Origin of the sequence: Neorhizobium sp. P12A (genome assembly GCF_008365395.1) — a bacterium.
GTDB lineage: Bacteria > Pseudomonadota > Alphaproteobacteria > Rhizobiales > Rhizobiaceae > Rhizobium.
This window is the reverse complement of sequence record NZ_QOVX01000005.1, coordinates 77,417-92,365: the sequence shown is the minus strand read 5'-3', so window position 1 is coordinate 92,365 and position 14,949 is coordinate 77,417. Positions and strand designations below refer to the sequence as shown.

Annotated in this window: 13 protein-coding genes; all 13 read left to right on the top strand. The window is 61.0% G+C overall.

Translation table 11 applies throughout. From position 1 onward, the window contains the following. Window positions 1–69 precede the first annotated feature (69 nt). The 13 genes from DTW90_RS16735 to panB all read left to right on the top strand — a co-directional run bounded on the left by DTW90_RS16735 (window position 70) and on the right by panB (window position 14,945). A complete protein-coding gene (locus DTW90_RS16735) occupies window positions 70–597 on the top strand; it encodes a winged helix DNA-binding protein (protein ID WP_132523137.1) in 528 nt (175 codons plus the stop codon). After that, on the top strand, window positions 594–2,426 hold the full coding sequence (locus tag DTW90_RS16730) for an ABC transporter ATP-binding protein (RefSeq protein WP_149339685.1): 1,833 nt from the start codon (window positions 594–596) through the stop codon (window positions 2,424–2,426). The genes DTW90_RS16735 and DTW90_RS16730 overlap by 4 nt, the downstream gene beginning before the upstream one ends. A gap of 53 nt (window positions 2,427–2,479) precedes the next feature. Beyond that, a complete protein-coding gene (locus DTW90_RS16725; protein WP_132523141.1) occupies window positions 2,480–4,009 on the top strand; it encodes an ABC transporter substrate-binding protein in 1,530 nt (509 codons plus the stop codon). Between the two features lie 60 nt (window positions 4,010–4,069). Then, window positions 4,070–4,993 carry an ABC transporter permease gene (locus DTW90_RS16720; RefSeq protein ID WP_132523143.1) on the top strand — a complete coding sequence of 308 codons (924 nt, stop codon included), beginning with the start codon at window positions 4,070–4,072 and terminating at the stop codon, window positions 4,991–4,993. Window positions 4,994–4,995: 2 nt separating this feature from the next. Next, window positions 4,996–5,847 (top strand): ABC transporter permease, encoded by an 852-nt coding sequence (locus tag DTW90_RS16715; RefSeq protein WP_132523145.1) that lies wholly within the window; start codon window positions 4,996–4,998, stop codon window positions 5,845–5,847. After that, window positions 5,844–7,589: a M14 family zinc carboxypeptidase gene (locus DTW90_RS16710; RefSeq protein WP_149339683.1), complete on the top strand. Its 1,746-nt coding sequence runs from the start codon at window positions 5,844–5,846 to the stop codon at window positions 7,587–7,589. Before DTW90_RS16715 ends, DTW90_RS16710 begins: the two co-directional genes overlap by 4 nt. A gap of 102 nt (window positions 7,590–7,691) precedes the next feature. Then, the gene (locus DTW90_RS16705; RefSeq protein WP_149339682.1) at window positions 7,692–8,588 is read left to right on the top strand and encodes a fructose bisphosphate aldolase; all 897 of its coding nucleotides are present in this window, start codon (window positions 7,692–7,694) and stop codon (window positions 8,586–8,588) included. Window positions 8,589–8,781: 193 nt separating this feature from the next. Further along, window positions 8,782–9,681, top strand: a complete 900-nt coding sequence (locus DTW90_RS16700; protein ID WP_132523151.1) for a hypothetical protein — start codon at window positions 8,782–8,784, stop codon at window positions 9,679–9,681. Window positions 9,682–9,748: 67 nt separating this feature from the next. Further along, window positions 9,749–10,720 carry a quinolinate synthase NadA gene (gene nadA / locus DTW90_RS16695; protein ID WP_132523153.1) on the top strand — a complete coding sequence of 324 codons (972 nt, stop codon included), beginning with the start codon at window positions 9,749–9,751 and terminating at the stop codon, window positions 10,718–10,720. Next, window positions 10,717–12,255 (top strand): L-aspartate oxidase, encoded by a 1,539-nt coding sequence (locus DTW90_RS16690; RefSeq protein WP_132523155.1) that lies wholly within the window; start codon window positions 10,717–10,719, stop codon window positions 12,253–12,255. The genes nadA and DTW90_RS16690 overlap by 4 nt, the downstream gene beginning before the upstream one ends. A 1-nt stretch (window position 12,256) precedes the next feature. Further along, window positions 12,257–13,108, top strand: coding sequence for a carboxylating nicotinate-nucleotide diphosphorylase (gene nadC, locus DTW90_RS16685; protein ID WP_132523157.1), 852 nt, complete (start codon window positions 12,257–12,259; stop codon window positions 13,106–13,108). A gap of 143 nt (window positions 13,109–13,251) precedes the next feature. Further along, window positions 13,252–14,127 (top strand): pantoate--beta-alanine ligase, encoded by an 876-nt coding sequence (panC, locus tag DTW90_RS16680; protein ID WP_132523159.1) that lies wholly within the window; start codon window positions 13,252–13,254, stop codon window positions 14,125–14,127. Next, entirely contained in the window at window positions 14,124–14,945 is an 822-nt protein-coding gene (gene panB / locus DTW90_RS16675; protein ID WP_132523161.1) for a 3-methyl-2-oxobutanoate hydroxymethyltransferase, read from the top strand. The genes panC and panB overlap by 4 nt, the downstream gene beginning before the upstream one ends. Window positions 14,946–14,949 lie beyond the last annotated feature (4 nt).

The window sequence follows — 14,949 nt, the reverse complement described above, 5'->3', positions numbered from 1 at the left end:
ATTTGTTGACAAAATGTCGCTGTTCGATAACCTGCCCATTACCCCGAGGGGCTAGCGTGAGAGGGCTCATTGGATAAGCCGAAGGACAAGAAACCGCGCGAATTGATCGTATCGTCCGCCCATCTGGCGGTCGGCAGTTCTCCCGCCCTTTCCGAGCTGGAATACGGGTTGATCCTCTTCTCCCACGCTTTCAATCGCTGGATGGTCCGCTGCATGTCGGCGGCCGGCGCGCCTGGTCTCTCCCCGATCGAAATCCTGATCATTCACTCGGTGCGTCACCGCGACCGGCCGAAGACGCTGTCCGATCTCTGCCTCGTGCTCGATATCGAAGACACGCATATCGCCAATTATGCCGTGAAGAAGCTGGAGAGCGCCGGCCTCGTGAAGACGGGCAAGTCCGGCAAGGAAAAGGTGATCCAGACCACCGAAAAGGGTCTGGAGGCGCTGAAGCGCTACTCCGAAATCCGCGAACGGCTGTTGGTCGAGGCGACGAAGGTTTCCGGTCTCTCCCAGGACGACCTGTCCGACATCGCCTCGCATCTCAGGGCGTTGTCGGGCTACTACGAGCAGGCAGCGAGGTCGGCAGCAACCCTATGAGCGTGACACCGGAGAAGCCCACCTTGCCACCAGTCCTCTCTGTACGCTCACTGTCGGTCGATTTTCCCTCCCGAGGTCAGGTCTTCCAGGCCGTCAAGTCGATCAGCTTCGACGTCCAGCCCGGCAAGACGCTCGCCATCGTCGGCGAATCCGGCTCCGGCAAGTCAGTGACATCGAGAGCGATCATGCGCCTGACGGATTATTCCGGCGGCACGATCAGCGGCGGACAGGTGCTCTTCCAGAGCCGCAACGGCCCGCTCGATCTCATGCAGGCGTCACCCGAGCGCATGCGACAGATTCGTGGCGGCGAGATCGCCATGATCTTTCAGGAGCCGATGACCTCGCTTGATCCGGTCTTCTCGATCGGCGACCAGATCACCGAGGCAATCCTCCTGCACCAGAAGACCTCCCGCGAGGACGCGAACCGCATCGCCCGCGAGATGCTGGAAAAGGTGCGCATCCCCGACGCTGAGACCATGCTGAAGCGCTATCCGCACGAGCTGTCCGGCGGCATGCGCCAGCGCGTGATGATCGCCATGGCGCTCTCCTGCCGGCCGCAACTGCTGATCGCCGACGAGCCGACGACGGCGCTCGACGTGACGATCCAGGCGCAGATCCTGAATACGATCCGCGAGCTTCAACGAGAGCTCGGCATGGCCGTCATCTTCATCACTCACGACATGGGCGTGGTCGCCGAAATGGCCGACGACGTCATCGTCCTGCGCAATGGCGAAAAGCTCGAGGACGCGCCCGTCCGCCAGCTCTATGCCAATCCGCGGCATCCCTATACCAAGACGCTGCTCGCAGCCGTCCCCCGCCTCGGCAGCATGACCGGCAAGCCCTCGCCCAACAGCGCCGCGATTTCGGCCGAGCGCACACAGGCCGTGCAGCCGCTGCTGCAGATCGACGGGCTGACCGCGCATTTTTCGGCCCGCAAGACCATGTTCGGCCGCGTTACCCATCGCGTCCATGCCGTCGAGCAGGTCTCTTTTGATATCCGTCCGGGCGAAACGCTGGCGCTGGTCGGCGAATCCGGCTCGGGCAAATCCACCACCGGACGTATGCTGCAGCAAATCATGCAGCCGACCGGCGGCAAGATCCGCTATCGCGGCCGCGACGTCGCCGAAATGAGCGCGGGCGACCGGCATTCCCTGCTGCAGAAGATCCAGTATATCTTCCAGGATCCTTTCGCCGCGCTCGATCCGCGGCAACGCGTCGGTTCCAGCATCGCCGAGCCGATGATCGTGCATAAGCTCCTGCCGACCAAGGCCGCGATCTCGGCGCGCGTCGATGAACTGCTGGACCGCGTCGGCTTGCCGCGCGACTATCGCACCCGTTTCCCGCATGAGCTTTCCGGTGGCCAGCGCCAGCGCGTCTGCATCGCCAGAGCCCTGGCGTGCGATCCGGAACTGATCATCGCCGACGAATCCGTCTCAGCGCTCGACGTCTCCATCCAGGCGCAGATCCTCGACCTCCTGCTCGAATTGCAGAGGGAAAGGGGTCTTTCCTACCTCTTCATCACCCATGACATGGCGGTCGTCGAGAAGATCGGCCATCGTGTCGCGGTCATGTATCTCGGCCAGATCGTCGAGATCGGAACGCGGCAGGAGATCTTCGAGAACCCGCAGCATCCCTATACGCGCAAGCTGCTCTCGGCGATCCCGGTGCCGGACCCGGATCGCGTCATCGACACCTCGCTTTTGACCGGGACGATACCGAGCCCGATCCGCAAAATCGGCGACGAGCCAGCGCTCGTGGAATATCGCCGTTTTTCGCCATCCCACTTCGTTGCGGCCAATCCGCAGAAGTTGTCCGAAACCCTCCCATAGGACAAATGCAGACCCGAACGCCAATCTTTAAAAAACACTGGGGAACCAAAGAAATGAAAGCCAACCGATATCGACATCTTCTCCTGGCAGCCGCCGTGTCGCTGCTTCCGCTCGCAACCACGGCGAACCTCGCCCATGCCGCCGGTACCCTGACTGTCGCCCTGGAGCGGGATGACGGAAGCTGGGATCCGATCGATACCTTTACCCTTACTTGGGGCCGCATCGGCAGCAATCTCTATGATGGCCTCGTCATGCGCACGCCCGATCTCAAGCTCCAGCCCGGCCTGGCGACGAGCTGGGATTTCCTCGACGACAACAAGCGCATCCGCTTCCACCTGCGCCAGGGCGTGAAATTCCACGACGGCGAGGATTTCAACGCCGCGGCCGTGAAGTTCACTTTCGACCGCCTTCTCGGACCGGAAGGCGCCAAGGGCCCGCAGCAGGCAAACTATACCTCGATCGGCTCCGTGACTGTCGTCGACGACTATACGGTCGACTTCACACTGAAGTCGCCCGATCCAGTGCTGATCACCAAGCTTGCCGGCTATGGCGCGATGATCGTTCCGCCGAAATACATCCAGGAAAAGGGCGACGAATATTTCAACCTGCATCCGGTTGGAACGGGCCCGTTCAAGTTCGTCGATTACAAGCCGAAAGTCAGCCTGACGCTCGAAGCCAATCCGGACTATTGGGGCGGTGCGCCGAAGCTCAGTGGCCTGGTCTACCGTTTCATCCCTGAAGCCGCGACCCAGGTCTCGGAGCTGCAGTCCGGCGGCGTCGATATCGCCACGCTCGTGCCGATCAGCCTGGTCAAAACCATCGCCGACGATCCGAAGCTTGCTATCGAAAGCATCGTCGGCCCCACGGTGACCATGCTGCGCTTCAACACCGCCGACGGCATTACCAAGGATCCGGCCGTGCGCAAGGCCTTGATCGAGGCGATCGATCGCGACGCAATCATCGACCAGATTCTGCAGGGCAACGGCAAGCCCATCGCCAGCCTGCAAAGCTCCCTCTCATTCGGCTATGATCCGGCCCTCAAGCCTCTGCCTTTTGACCCCGCCGCCGCCAAGGCGGCGCTGAACAAAGCGGGCGTTAAGCCCGGCACGACAGTCGAACTGTCCTATGTCGGCGCCGACGCCACGTTCCGAGAAGTTGCACAGACAGTCGCCGCCTACCTTCAAGGCGTTGGAATCACGGCGACATTGAAATCATACGAGGCGAGCGTCTTCTATTCGGACGTCATCCCCCACGCAAAGACCGGATCATTGTTCCAGTACAACTGGGGCGGCTGGACATTTGATTTCGACAATACGGCCTATCTCCTCTACCACAGCGGCCAATTCTGGAATCCGTACATCAAGGATGTCAAGATGGACCAGCTGCTGGAGGCTCAGCGCGCGACGTATAACGTCGACGAGCGCAAGAAGATCCTAGCTGAAGTCGCCGCCTATGCTGCCGATCAAGCCTACGAAATTCCGCTCTACAACAACAACACGCTCTACGGCGTAAGCAAGCGCATCCACAACCTACCGCCGACACCGGATATCCGCTTCCGCTTCGTCGATACCACTGTCGAGTAAACAACGCCAGGTGACTGTCTGCCTGGTGGCGGGCAGTCATTCCTTCGGCAGAGGTCAATCATGCCAGTCTATATATTGAGACGTCTGTTTCAGGCGCTCTTCGTTGTGATCGTCGTGACATTGCTTGTCTCCTACGCCATCAGGCTATCGGGGGACCCGACCAGCATGTTGATGAGCGGCGGCGGCGCCATCAGCGAAGACGATCTGCAGCATATCCGCGACGGCCTCGGGCTAAACCAGCCGTTTCACATGCAATATATCCATTTCCTCGAAGGCATCCTGACGGGCGACTTCGGCAGGAGCTTCTTTGGCGGGGGCTCCGTCTGGAGCATGATCGCACAGGCGCTTCCCGCGACCCTGCTGCTCGCCTTCCTGTCGCTCATCCTCTCCTTTCTGATCTCGATCCCGCTCGGCATTCACGCGGCGGTCAAGGCAGGCTCCCTCTCGGATCAGTTGATCCGCATCCTGTCGCTGGTCGGCCTTTCCTTCCCGAATTTCTGGCTGGCGATCATGCTGGTCCTGATCTTCTCGATCAAACTCAACCTGCTGCCGGCAAGCGGCTTCCTCGAATATACCGGCCTCGTCATGCCGGTGGTGACGCTCGCCCTCATCCTTTCGGCGGTCAACGTGCGCATCGTGCGCTCGGCGATGCTGGAAACGCTGTCGACGCAATATATCCTCGTCTCCCGCGCCAAGGGCCTGAAAGACCGGGTCGTGCTCTACAAGCATGCGCTGCGCAACTGCCTGATCCCGCTGCTCACCTTCGTCGGCCTGCAGTTCGGCGATCTGCTCGGCGGCGTCGTCATCGTCGAGCGGGTCTTCAACTGGCCCGGCATGGGCAGCCTCGCCTTCGATGCCATCTCGTCGCGCGACTATCCTGTCCTGCAGGGCGTCATCACGGTCATGGCGCTGCTGATCGTCATCACCAACCTTTTGATCGACGTCGCCTACGGCATCATCGACCCTCGCATCGGGAGAGGCTGAGCATGGCGACCTCGACGACCAAGACCGCTTCCGTCTTCCGCCACACCCCGCTCGAACTCATCCTCGGCCTGATCTTCACGATCGGCATGGTGCTGCTCGTCGTCTTCTCGGACGTCATTTTTGGCAGCAAGGCCGACATGATGGACCTGCGCGCGCGCCTGCTGCCGCCCTTCGTCAGCCTTAACCACATCCTCGGCACTGATCCTCTCGGACGTGACGTGCTTGCCCGCATCGCCGCCGGCGGCAAGATTTCGCTGATCGTCGGCCTGGTATCCGTCGCAGGAGCCACTGTGATCGGCACCATCGCTGGCCTGATCGCCGGCTATTTCCGCGGCATAGCCGACATGATCCTGATGCGCATTGCCGACATCCAGCTGGCCATGCCCTTCATCCTGATGGCAATCACCTTCATCGCCATCGTCGGCCCCGGCCTGTCGATCCTGATCCTGCTTATGATCGTGGCGCAATGGGTGCAATATGCCCGCCTTGTGCGCGGTCTTGTGCTCTCGCTCAGGGATCGGGAATTCATCCAGTCGGCTCGCGCCATCGGCGTTGGCAATCTGCGCATCATCGTCCACCACATCGTGCCGAATATCATCGGCCCGGTGATCGTGCTGATGACGCTGAATATCGCGACCAACATCCTTCTTGAAAGCAGCCTGACCTTCGTCGGCCTCGGCGTCGATGCGACGATCCCGAGCTGGGGCGGAATGCTCGCCGACGGGCGCACCTATGTGCAGTCCGCCTGGTGGGTCACCGTCTTCCCCGGCTTCGCCATCATGTTCACCGTGCTCGGCCTCAACCTTCTCGGCGACTGGCTGCGCGACTATCTCGATCCTACGAGGGAAAAATGACCAAGCTTCTCGATCTCGCCGTTCCGCGCACGCTCGACGTGCTCGTTTCCGATCTGCTGCAGCAGAAGCCCGTCGCTCCGGTCGAGGCCTGGCTCTTCGATGACGGTCCGTCCCGCAGGGCAGCAGAGGAAAAGCTGGCCGCATCAGGCCTCAAGGCCCGCATTCGCAGCGCCTACAAGCCGCTCGTCTATTTCTTCCTGGAAGAGGTGGACATCGCTTCGCTCGCCCGCATCGAGATCGGCTATCCCGTTCATGCTGCCGCAGCACCCTCGCGCTCCCTGATCGAGGCCTATCCGCTGGCGGCACTCGTCGGCGATGCGGAAATCTCCTTTTACACGAACGATCTCGACCTCACCTACGACGTCAAGCTCGTCACTAAGAGCGGCGAAACGGCGACGCATCATGTCTTCGCCCCGAATGTCGTCGAGGACGATCATGTCGGCACGACGGTACTGCGCTGCTGCGGCTGGCGGCGGACGGAAGGCGAGATAGGCGAGCGTCTGAAGTCGGATTTCGAGACGCTGTTTCTGGCGGCCATCGATGCCATCAAGACGCATGAATGGCAGCGCAAGGAACCCTATTTCGATCGCCTGCGCATCGTGGTGGAGCTCCCTGCCAAGGATTTGACGCTTGATTTCTGCAGCGAAGTCATCAGCCTGCGCGAAGCCATGCATGAAGACCTTTTCTTCAGCGTGCGCGAATGCCTGAACGCGACCATGGGCGCCATGGCCGGCCGCGGCGGTGCTCGCCCGGGACAGGTCGTGCCCGATATCAAGGGCACCGACGGCACGCCGCGCATTGTCATGACGGTGGAGGATTTCGGCGAGCATGGCGAGACCGAAGGTGCTGCCATTCCGATGGAAACCGCCGACCGCCCCCTGAAGATCAGCCAGATCAGGCAGGAAGTCTCCCGTATCGATGGCGAGGAAATCCATGCTGTCTCCCGCGAAGGCCGGAATGTCGTCGGACTCTACAAGAAGGGTTCCGGCCCCGCGGTGCTGATCTCCTCCGGCCAGCACGCCAACGAGACCAGCGGCCCTGTCGGCGCACTTCGCGCGACGCAGAAGCTCGCCGCCGATCCGGAAGCCCATTTCGCCATCATCCCTGTCGAGAATGTCGACGGCTACGAGCTGCACCAGCGCCTGATCGTGGAGAACCCCTTCCATATGCACCATGCCGCCCGCTACACGGCAATGGGCGACGATCTCTCCTTCACCGTGCCGGATCCGAACTCGATCTACGAGCGTGCGGCACGCAACAAGGCTTTGGCCCTTTCCGGGGCAAAACTGCATCTTAACCTGCATGGCTATCCCTCGCATGAGTGGACGCGTCCCATGTCTGGCTATCTGCCGCGCGGCTTCGAAATGTGGACGATCCCCAAGGGCTTCTTCCTCATCCTTTGCGCCCATCCGGGCTGGGAAGAAATCGGCGAAGCCCTCATGGACGAGGTGGCGCTCAAGCTTTCCGCCGACAAGAACCTCGTCGCATTCAATGCCAAGCAACTGGCATGTGTGAAAGTTCACATGCCGGAAGCGCCGTTCGAAGTGCGCTACGGCATTCCCTGCATCCGTCAGGTGAGCGAATATTATCAGGCGCCGCTGACGATCATCACTGAGGCAACCGACGAAACCGTCTATGGACAGGATTTCATCGATACACACGATGCACAAATGAACACGGTTCTACACGCGGTCGAAGTCTATCGGCGCCTCGCCAAGGAAAGTGATTTGCCGATAAGCTGATTTTCTCTATTTGCAGAGGCGCCCCTGAAAGCGAATCCTAGTCCGTGTTCGTCTTGTCAAAGCAGGGCGCTAAGAGTTTTCCCTTGAGCCAAGGAGAAAGTCATGAACGTTCAGCAGATGTCTGCCCAGATGTCCGGCAAGCCGGGTTTCGTTGCAGCCCTTGACCAAAGCGGCGGATCGACGCCGGACGCGTTGCGTCTCTATGGTATCCCGGACACGGCCTATCATAGCGATGCCGAAATGTTCGAGCTCATTCATCAGATGCGCTTGCGCATCATTACAGCTCCGTCCTTTTCCGGCGAAAAGGTCATTGGGGCAATCCTCTTCGAACGGACGATGGACAGCGATATCGGCGGCAAGCCGATCCCTTCCTATCTCTGGGAGGATCGCGGTGTTGTGCCCCTGCTCAAGGTTGACAGCGGTCGTGAGCCAGAGAGCGACGGCGTATTGATGATGAAGCCGATGCCGCGGCTCGATGCGCTGCTTGAGCGTGCCGTGAACAAGGGCATCTATGGCACGAAGATGCGATCGGTGGTGAGACTTCCGTCCGCCAGCGGGATTGCTTCCGTCGTGGCTCAGCAATTTGAAGTCGCCCGCCAGATTTCGAGTTACGGCCTGACGCCGATCGTCGAACCCGAAGTGTTGATCAGCAGCCCCGACAAGGCCGGCGCCGAGGCGATCCTTTGCGAGGAGATAAGCAAACAGCTCGCGCTCCTGCCTGCCGACGTCAAGGTGATCCTCAAGCTGACGATCCCGACGGTCGCCGATCTCTACAAGGGGCTGGTCGAGCATCCGAATGTCGTACGCGTGCTTGCGCTTTCCGGCGGTTATAGCCGTCACGAGGCGTGCGCGCTGCTCAGTCAGAACAAGGGCATGATCGCGAGTTTTTCGCGCGCACTGATCGAAGAACTCCGCCATGACATGACGGATGCGGCGGTCGATGAAGCGCTCGTTCGCAGCATTGACGAGAGCTATAAAGCAAGCGTGACGAAGGCTTGACGTTAATATCCCACGTATCATCGATCGCGGCTTTTCGATGCGGCGATCGATGATTTTGTATTTCGCGGTCCGCTGTATTGTCACTATGGCCTTTCGATAAGATCATTGTTGGTTGCGAACTTTGCCGCTGCTGTTGGCGAAGCGCTGCGGCTGTGTCAAAAGATTTGCGGTCAGTTCATCCAAGGGAATCAATGTGACGATCGGGCTTGCCCATGCCGAACTCATGGCCGTCGTGACGGCGGTGACTAAGGATGAGCCGCGCATCATGACTGTCCGATCCGGAGAAGCGCTGCCATCCGGTCCCTTCGAACTCGGTCACCGAACCCTGCAGAGCGGTCTGCGCGAATGGATCCAGGAGCAGACCGGCCATCCGATCGGTTATCTAGAGCAGCTCTACACATTCGCCGACCGCGACAGGAACAACGAGATCCTCGGTGGCAGGACGATTTCGATCAGTTATCTCGGTCTCGTTCGCGAGCAGGACGCACCCGGCACCGGACGGCCGGCCTGGCATGGATGGTACGAATACCTGCCCTGGGAAGACCAACGGCAGGGGCCGCCCGAAGTGCTGGCAAGCCTCATCGACAAGCTGCGACTCTGGGCTGACGCGGATCCCGCGCGGCGTGGAGACCGGCACAAGCGGGCCGACTTCATCTTCGGGCTTGATGGCGGCGGCTGGAACGAAGATCTCACCTTACAGCGCTATGAGCTGCTTTACGAAGCCGGGCTTGTCGCGGAGGCCGGCGGCGAGGGCGGCAATTTCGGCCGGCCGATGTTTGCCGATCACCGGCGCATTCTTGCGACCGGCGTGGCGCGTCTACGCGCAAAGATCAAATACCGCCCGGTCGTTTTCGAGCTCATGCCGGAAACATTTACGCTGCTGCAACTCCAGCACACCGTAGAGGCGCTCGCGGGGCTGGGTCTCCATAAGCAGAACTTCCGCCGCCTTATCGAGCAGCAAGACCTAGTCGAGGAAACCGGCGGAATGACCGGTGAAACCGGCGGCCGCCCGGCCAAGCTTTTCCGCTTCCGGCCGACGGTCGTCGAAGAGCGCGCGCTCTCTGGAACAAAACTGCCTCTCTCCCGCAATTGACATATGCTCACAATGAGAATATCTCTGCGTTCGTGATATGCTCAAACTGAGTATAAAGGAGATTGCTGTGAACCTCCCCCTTTCCACTTCCTCTCTCTATGAACGGGTCAGCCGGGTCATTCCAAAAGCAGAATGGATGATGTTCGAAGACGACGTTCAGGCAATTCTTGAACTCAAGCGCAAGCGTAACGCCGTCATCCTCGCGCATAACTATCAGACGCCGGAAATCTTCCATGGTGTGGCTGACATCGTCGGCGACAGCTTGGCGCTTGCCCGCAAGGCGATCGATGTCGACGCCGACGTCATCGTTCTTGCCGGAGTGCATTTCATGGCGGAGACGGCAAAGCTTCTCAATCCGGCAAAGACTGTGCTGATCCCCGACATGGCCGCGGGGTGCTCTCTCGCCGAGTCGATCACACCCGAGGATATCGCGCTGTTGCGACAGGCCCATCCCGGCGTTCCCGTGGTGACCTATGTGAACACGTCAGCTGCGGTGAAGGCTGCCTCCGATATCTGCTGCACGTCAGGCAACGCAAGACAGGTCGTGGAGGCTCTTGGAGTGCCGAAAGTCCTGATGATCCCGGACGAATATCTGGCGCGCAACATTGCGAGGGAAACCAAGGTGGAGATCATCGCATGGCACGGGCATTGCGAGGTGCACGAACTTTTCAGTGCCGATGATGTCCGCCAACTTCGCGAAAACCATCCCGGCGTAACCGTGCTCGCGCATCCGGAATGTCCGCCCGATGTCGTGGCGGAGGCGGACTTTGCCGGCTCGACGGCCGCGATGTCAGACTATGTCGGCGCAAGCAAGCCGGCGCGGGTGGTGCTTCTGACCGAGTGCTCGATGAGCGATAATGTTGCCGTCCATTATCCGGATGTCGAGTTCATCCGCCCTTGCAATCTCTGCCCGCACATGAAGCGCATCACGCTTGCGAATATCCGCACGGCGTTGGAGGAGAACCGTCACGAAGTGACAGTGGATGCGGGGATTGCTGCGGCGGCGCGCCGGGCTGTCGAAAGGATGTTGGCGATATGACCGAGATCCTGCATCAGTTTAAGGGCCGCCCGGTCGTTGTCGGCAGCGGGCTTGCGGGTTTGATCGCGGCGCTTACGCTTGCGCCGGAACCGACCGTGATCGTCACGCGCGGTGCGCTTGGCGCTGAAACCTCGAGCGCGTGGGCTCAGGGCGGTATTGCCGCCAGCCTTGGCGCCGATGACAATCCGGGCTTGCATCTCGCCGATACGCTTGCGGCCGGCGACGGCCTTTGCGATCCCGGTGTCGCCGGCGGCATCATCGGCGAAGCGCAGGACGCCATTGCCCTCCTGCAGCGCTACGGTGTCCGCTTTGACCAGAACCCCAGCGGCGAATTCGCACTCGGCCTGGAGGCCGCCCATTCGCGCCGCCGCATCGTCCATGCCGGGGGCGATGGATCGGGCGCCGCGATCATCCGGGCTCTGATTGCAGCTGTTGCCAAGAGGTCTTCGATTGCCGTGCTTGAAGGCTTTGAAGCACGGCGGATACTGACAGCGGATGGCAGCGTCTGCGGTCTGCTTTGCTCTGGCCCCACCGGCGATATCGTCCTGCCGTCATCGCGCGTGCTTCTGGCAACCGGCGGCCTCGGCGGCCTCTATGAGGCCACGACCAATCCCGCCTCGAATTTTGGTCAGGGCATCGCGCTTGCAGCGCGAGCCGGCGCCGTGCTTGCGGATATGGAATTCGTGCAGTTTCACCCGACGGCGCTCGATAGTCGCCGCCGGCCGCTGGCACTTGTGAGTGAAGCGGTGCGTGGCGAAGGCGCCGAACTCGTCAATGAAAGGGGCGAGCGCTTCATGGCGGATACTCCCGGCGAGGAACTCGCGCCGCGGGATGTGGTCGCCCGTGCCATCAGCGCCGAGATCGCCCGGGGCGGTCGCGTCTTTCTCGACGCACGCAGGGCTCTTGGTCCTCGCTTTGGTGTCCGGTTTCCGGCGATCGCGGCGCTCTGCCATGAGGCAGGTATCGATCCCGGTAGCGCACTGATCCCCGTCCGTCCGGCCGTCCACTATCACATGGGCGGCGTTGCGACGGACGAAGAGGGGCAAAGCAGCGTAGCCGGCCTGTGGGTCGCAGGTGAGGTTGCGTCGACCGGCTTGCATGGCGCCAACCGGCTTGCCAGCAATTCCTTGCTTGAAGCGACCGTTATGGGCGCACGTGCCGCCCGCAATATGAGCTTGTTCCGCTCGCAGCCGGCACTCGGCGACATTCCATCGACGCCTCCGATAGCCGACAGCGCGTCTATTCGAACCGTAGTCTCACGTCATCTCGGCGTGCTGCGCAATGCAGGCGCCATGCATGGCGCGATTGCCTCGCTTTTGCCGCTGGCAGAAGGAGATGGCGCGTCGTCCGATCCGGCGATCGTGGCGTTGCTGATCGCCGTCTTCGCAAGCCTGCGTACGGAGTCGCGCGGCGCCCATGCGCGCACCGATTTTCCGCTGAAACAGCTCGTAGCCCGGCGCCGCAAAATGGCGCTCGACGAGGCGCTGGCAATAGCCCGTGCCGCGACATCCCAAGACTTTGCAAGGAGCGCATGACATGAGCCTCGTCCCCCTTCCACGTGTGGTCATCGAACCGATAGTGCGGACTGCACTCATCGAGGATCTCGGCCTTTCCGGCGACATAACCTCCGCTGCCGTCATTCCGGAAGACCACCGGTCCACCGTCGTCTTGGCTGCACGCCAGCCGGGCGTGATTGCTGGGCTCGATGCCGCGGACCTCGCCTTTCAACTCGTCGACCCCACCATCGTCATGACGCGCAACCTGAAAGACGGTATGGCGGTCAGGCCGGGCGACGTCGTCGCAACCATCTCCGGACCTTCGCGTGGCTTGCTGACGGCAGAGCGCACGGCGCTCAATTTCCTGGGCCATCTCTCGGGCATCGCCAGCGTTACCGCGTCGATCGCCGCGGCAATCGCAGGAACGAAGGCTGCTGTGGCCTGCACCCGCAAGACGACGCCTGGCTTGCGCGCGCTTGAAAAATATGCGGTTAGGGCAGGCGGCGGCATGAACCATCGCTTTGCCCTGCACGACGCCATGCTGATTAAGGACAATCATGTTGCGATTGCAGGTGGTGTCCGTGAAGCTCTTCGTCGCGCCAAGACCTCGGTAGGGCACATGGTGAAAATAGAAATCGAGGTCGATACGCTGGACCAGTTGGTCGAGGTCATGGAGGATGGCGTCGATGCGGTCCTGCTCGACAACATGCAGCCTGGCGAATTGCGGGAGGCCGTTCGCATCGTCGACGGACGGGCAATCACAGAAGCCTCAGGACGCATCACTCCGGAAACCGCAGCCGCGATAGCTGCCTCGGGCGTAGACCTTATCTCCGTCGGCTGGATTACCCACAGCGCTCCTGTCCTCGATATCGGCCTTGATTTCGATAGCTGATATAAAAGCTTTGAAGGTGTTCCGATGGACGGGCATCTCCAGCACGTCCATCGGTCATCTAATCGTTTTTATCAGCCGCAGCTCATTGACGTTGCGCGCTCGTTGCAATTTCTATGCGCCCGAGGTGGAGTGATGGAGGAAGAATGCGCGTTTTCTCGAACATACGCGAGTTGCGCAGAGCGCTCGATGCGTTGAGACGGCACGGGCGCGCGGTCGGGCTTGTTCCGACCATGGGCTACCTGCATGCCGGACACATGGAACTCGTCTCGCGCGCACGGGCCGAAAACGACATTGTCGTCGCCTCGATTTTCGTCAATCCGTTGCAGTTCGGGCCAGCGGAGGATCTCAGCAAGTATCCCCGCGATCTGGAACGCGACACCGCCATGCTAAGAGAGGCAGGCGTCAACATGCTCTTTGCCCCTGGTGTCGAAGACATGTACCCGCAGCCGATGCTGACGGTGGTCGATGTCCCTGAGATCGGCAGCGAACTTGAAGGCGCCGTGCGGCCGGGGCATTTCGCCGGAGTCGCGACCGTTGTCTCCAAGCTTTTCAACATCGTACAGCCGCAGCGGGCCTATTTTGGCGAGAAGGATTATCAGCAGGTCGTCGTCATCAAGCGCATGGTCGAGGATTTGACGATGCCGGTGCGGATTATCGCCGTGCCAACGGTGAGGGACAAGGACGGCCTCGCGCTCTCCTCGCGCAACGTTTATCTCAGCGAGACGGAGCGCCGTGCCGCCATTATCGTCCCGCAGACGCTTGACGAGGCGGAGCGACTGGTCGCGGACGGGATGACGGATCCGCAAGATCTCGAGGACAGGTTGACGGCTTTCCTCGGCCGCGAACCTCTGGCCAATGCGGAGGTCGTTGCCGTCAGGGATGCCTCGACTTTGCGCCCTGTTACTGAGATCAAGGACCCGGTCGTCGTTGCCCTGTTCGTGCGGATCGGCACGACACGGCTTCTCGATAACCGCGTTCTCGGCGGACAGGGCATGGTAAGGAAAGGAGCTAGTCGATGAGTGCAACCGGGATCCAAAAGCGCCTGACGCCATCGCGCATTACGGCCATGAAGGGAACCACGCCAATCGTCTGCCTGACTGCATATACGACGCCGATCGCGCGTCTGCTCGATGAGCATTGCGATCTGCTCTTGGTCGGCGACTCGCTCGGCATGGTGCTCTACGGCATGGAAACCACCACGGCCGTGACGGTCGACATGATGATCGCGCACGGCCAGGCGGTCATGCGCGGCGTCGGCCACGCATGCGTCGTTGTCGACATGCCGTTCGGAAGCTATCAGGAATCGAAAGAGGTCGCCTTTCGCAATGCCGTTCGCATCCTGCAGGAAACCGGCTGCGATGCGGTCAAGCTCGAAGGCGGCGAAGAGATGGTTGAGACCATCGCCTTCCTGACGGCGCGGGGCATTCCGGTTCTCGGACATATCGGCCTGATGCCGCAGCTGGTTCATACGGCCGGCGGCTATCGCTCGGTCGGCCATTCGGAACAGGAGGCTGCAAAAATCCGCCGTGACGCGAACGCGATCGGGAATTCCGGTGCCTTTGCAGTCGTGGTCGAGGGTACGGTGGAGCCCCTGGCCCGCGAAATCACAGCCGCAATGCATGTGCCGACGATCGGTATCGGCGCGTCGGTGGCCTGCGATGGCCAGGTTCTGGTTTCGGACGACATGCTCGGGCTTTTCAATGAATTCACGCCGCGCTTCGTCAAGCGCTACGACGAACTTGGAAAACGGGTTGCCGCTGCTGTCGCGGAATATGCCGGGGATGTCCGGGGACGTCGATTTCCGGCGCTGGAAAACACGTTCAAGCGGCGGCCTTGAAGAG

What these genes read in the sequence shown, in the direction of transcription:
- DTW90_RS16730 (WP_149339685.1), top strand. Translation starts at nt 594, where the DNA reads ATGAGCGTGACACCGGAGAAGCCCACCTTGCCACCAGTCCTCTCTGTA.
- DTW90_RS16725 (WP_132523141.1), top strand. Translation starts at nt 2,480, where the DNA reads ATGAAAGCCAACCGATATCGACATCTTCTCCTGGCAGCCGCCGTGTCG.
- DTW90_RS16720 (WP_132523143.1), top strand. Translation starts at nt 4,070, where the DNA reads ATGCCAGTCTATATATTGAGACGTCTGTTTCAGGCGCTCTTCGTTGTG.
- DTW90_RS16715 (WP_132523145.1), top strand. Translation starts at nt 4,996, where the DNA reads ATGGCGACCTCGACGACCAAGACCGCTTCCGTCTTCCGCCACACCCCG.
- DTW90_RS16710 (WP_149339683.1), top strand. Translation starts at nt 5,844, where the DNA reads ATGACCAAGCTTCTCGATCTCGCCGTTCCGCGCACGCTCGACGTGCTC.
- DTW90_RS16705 (WP_149339682.1), top strand. Translation starts at nt 7,692, where the DNA reads ATGAACGTTCAGCAGATGTCTGCCCAGATGTCCGGCAAGCCGGGTTTC.
- DTW90_RS16690 (WP_132523155.1), top strand. Translation starts at nt 10,717, where the DNA reads ATGACCGAGATCCTGCATCAGTTTAAGGGCCGCCCGGTCGTTGTCGGC.
- nadC (WP_132523157.1), top strand. Translation starts at nt 12,257, where the DNA reads ATGAGCCTCGTCCCCCTTCCACGTGTGGTCATCGAACCGATAGTGCGG.
- panC (WP_132523159.1), top strand. Translation starts at nt 13,252, where the DNA reads ATGCGCGTTTTCTCGAACATACGCGAGTTGCGCAGAGCGCTCGATGCG.
- panB (WP_132523161.1), top strand. Translation starts at nt 14,124, where the DNA reads ATGAGTGCAACCGGGATCCAAAAGCGCCTGACGCCATCGCGCATTACG.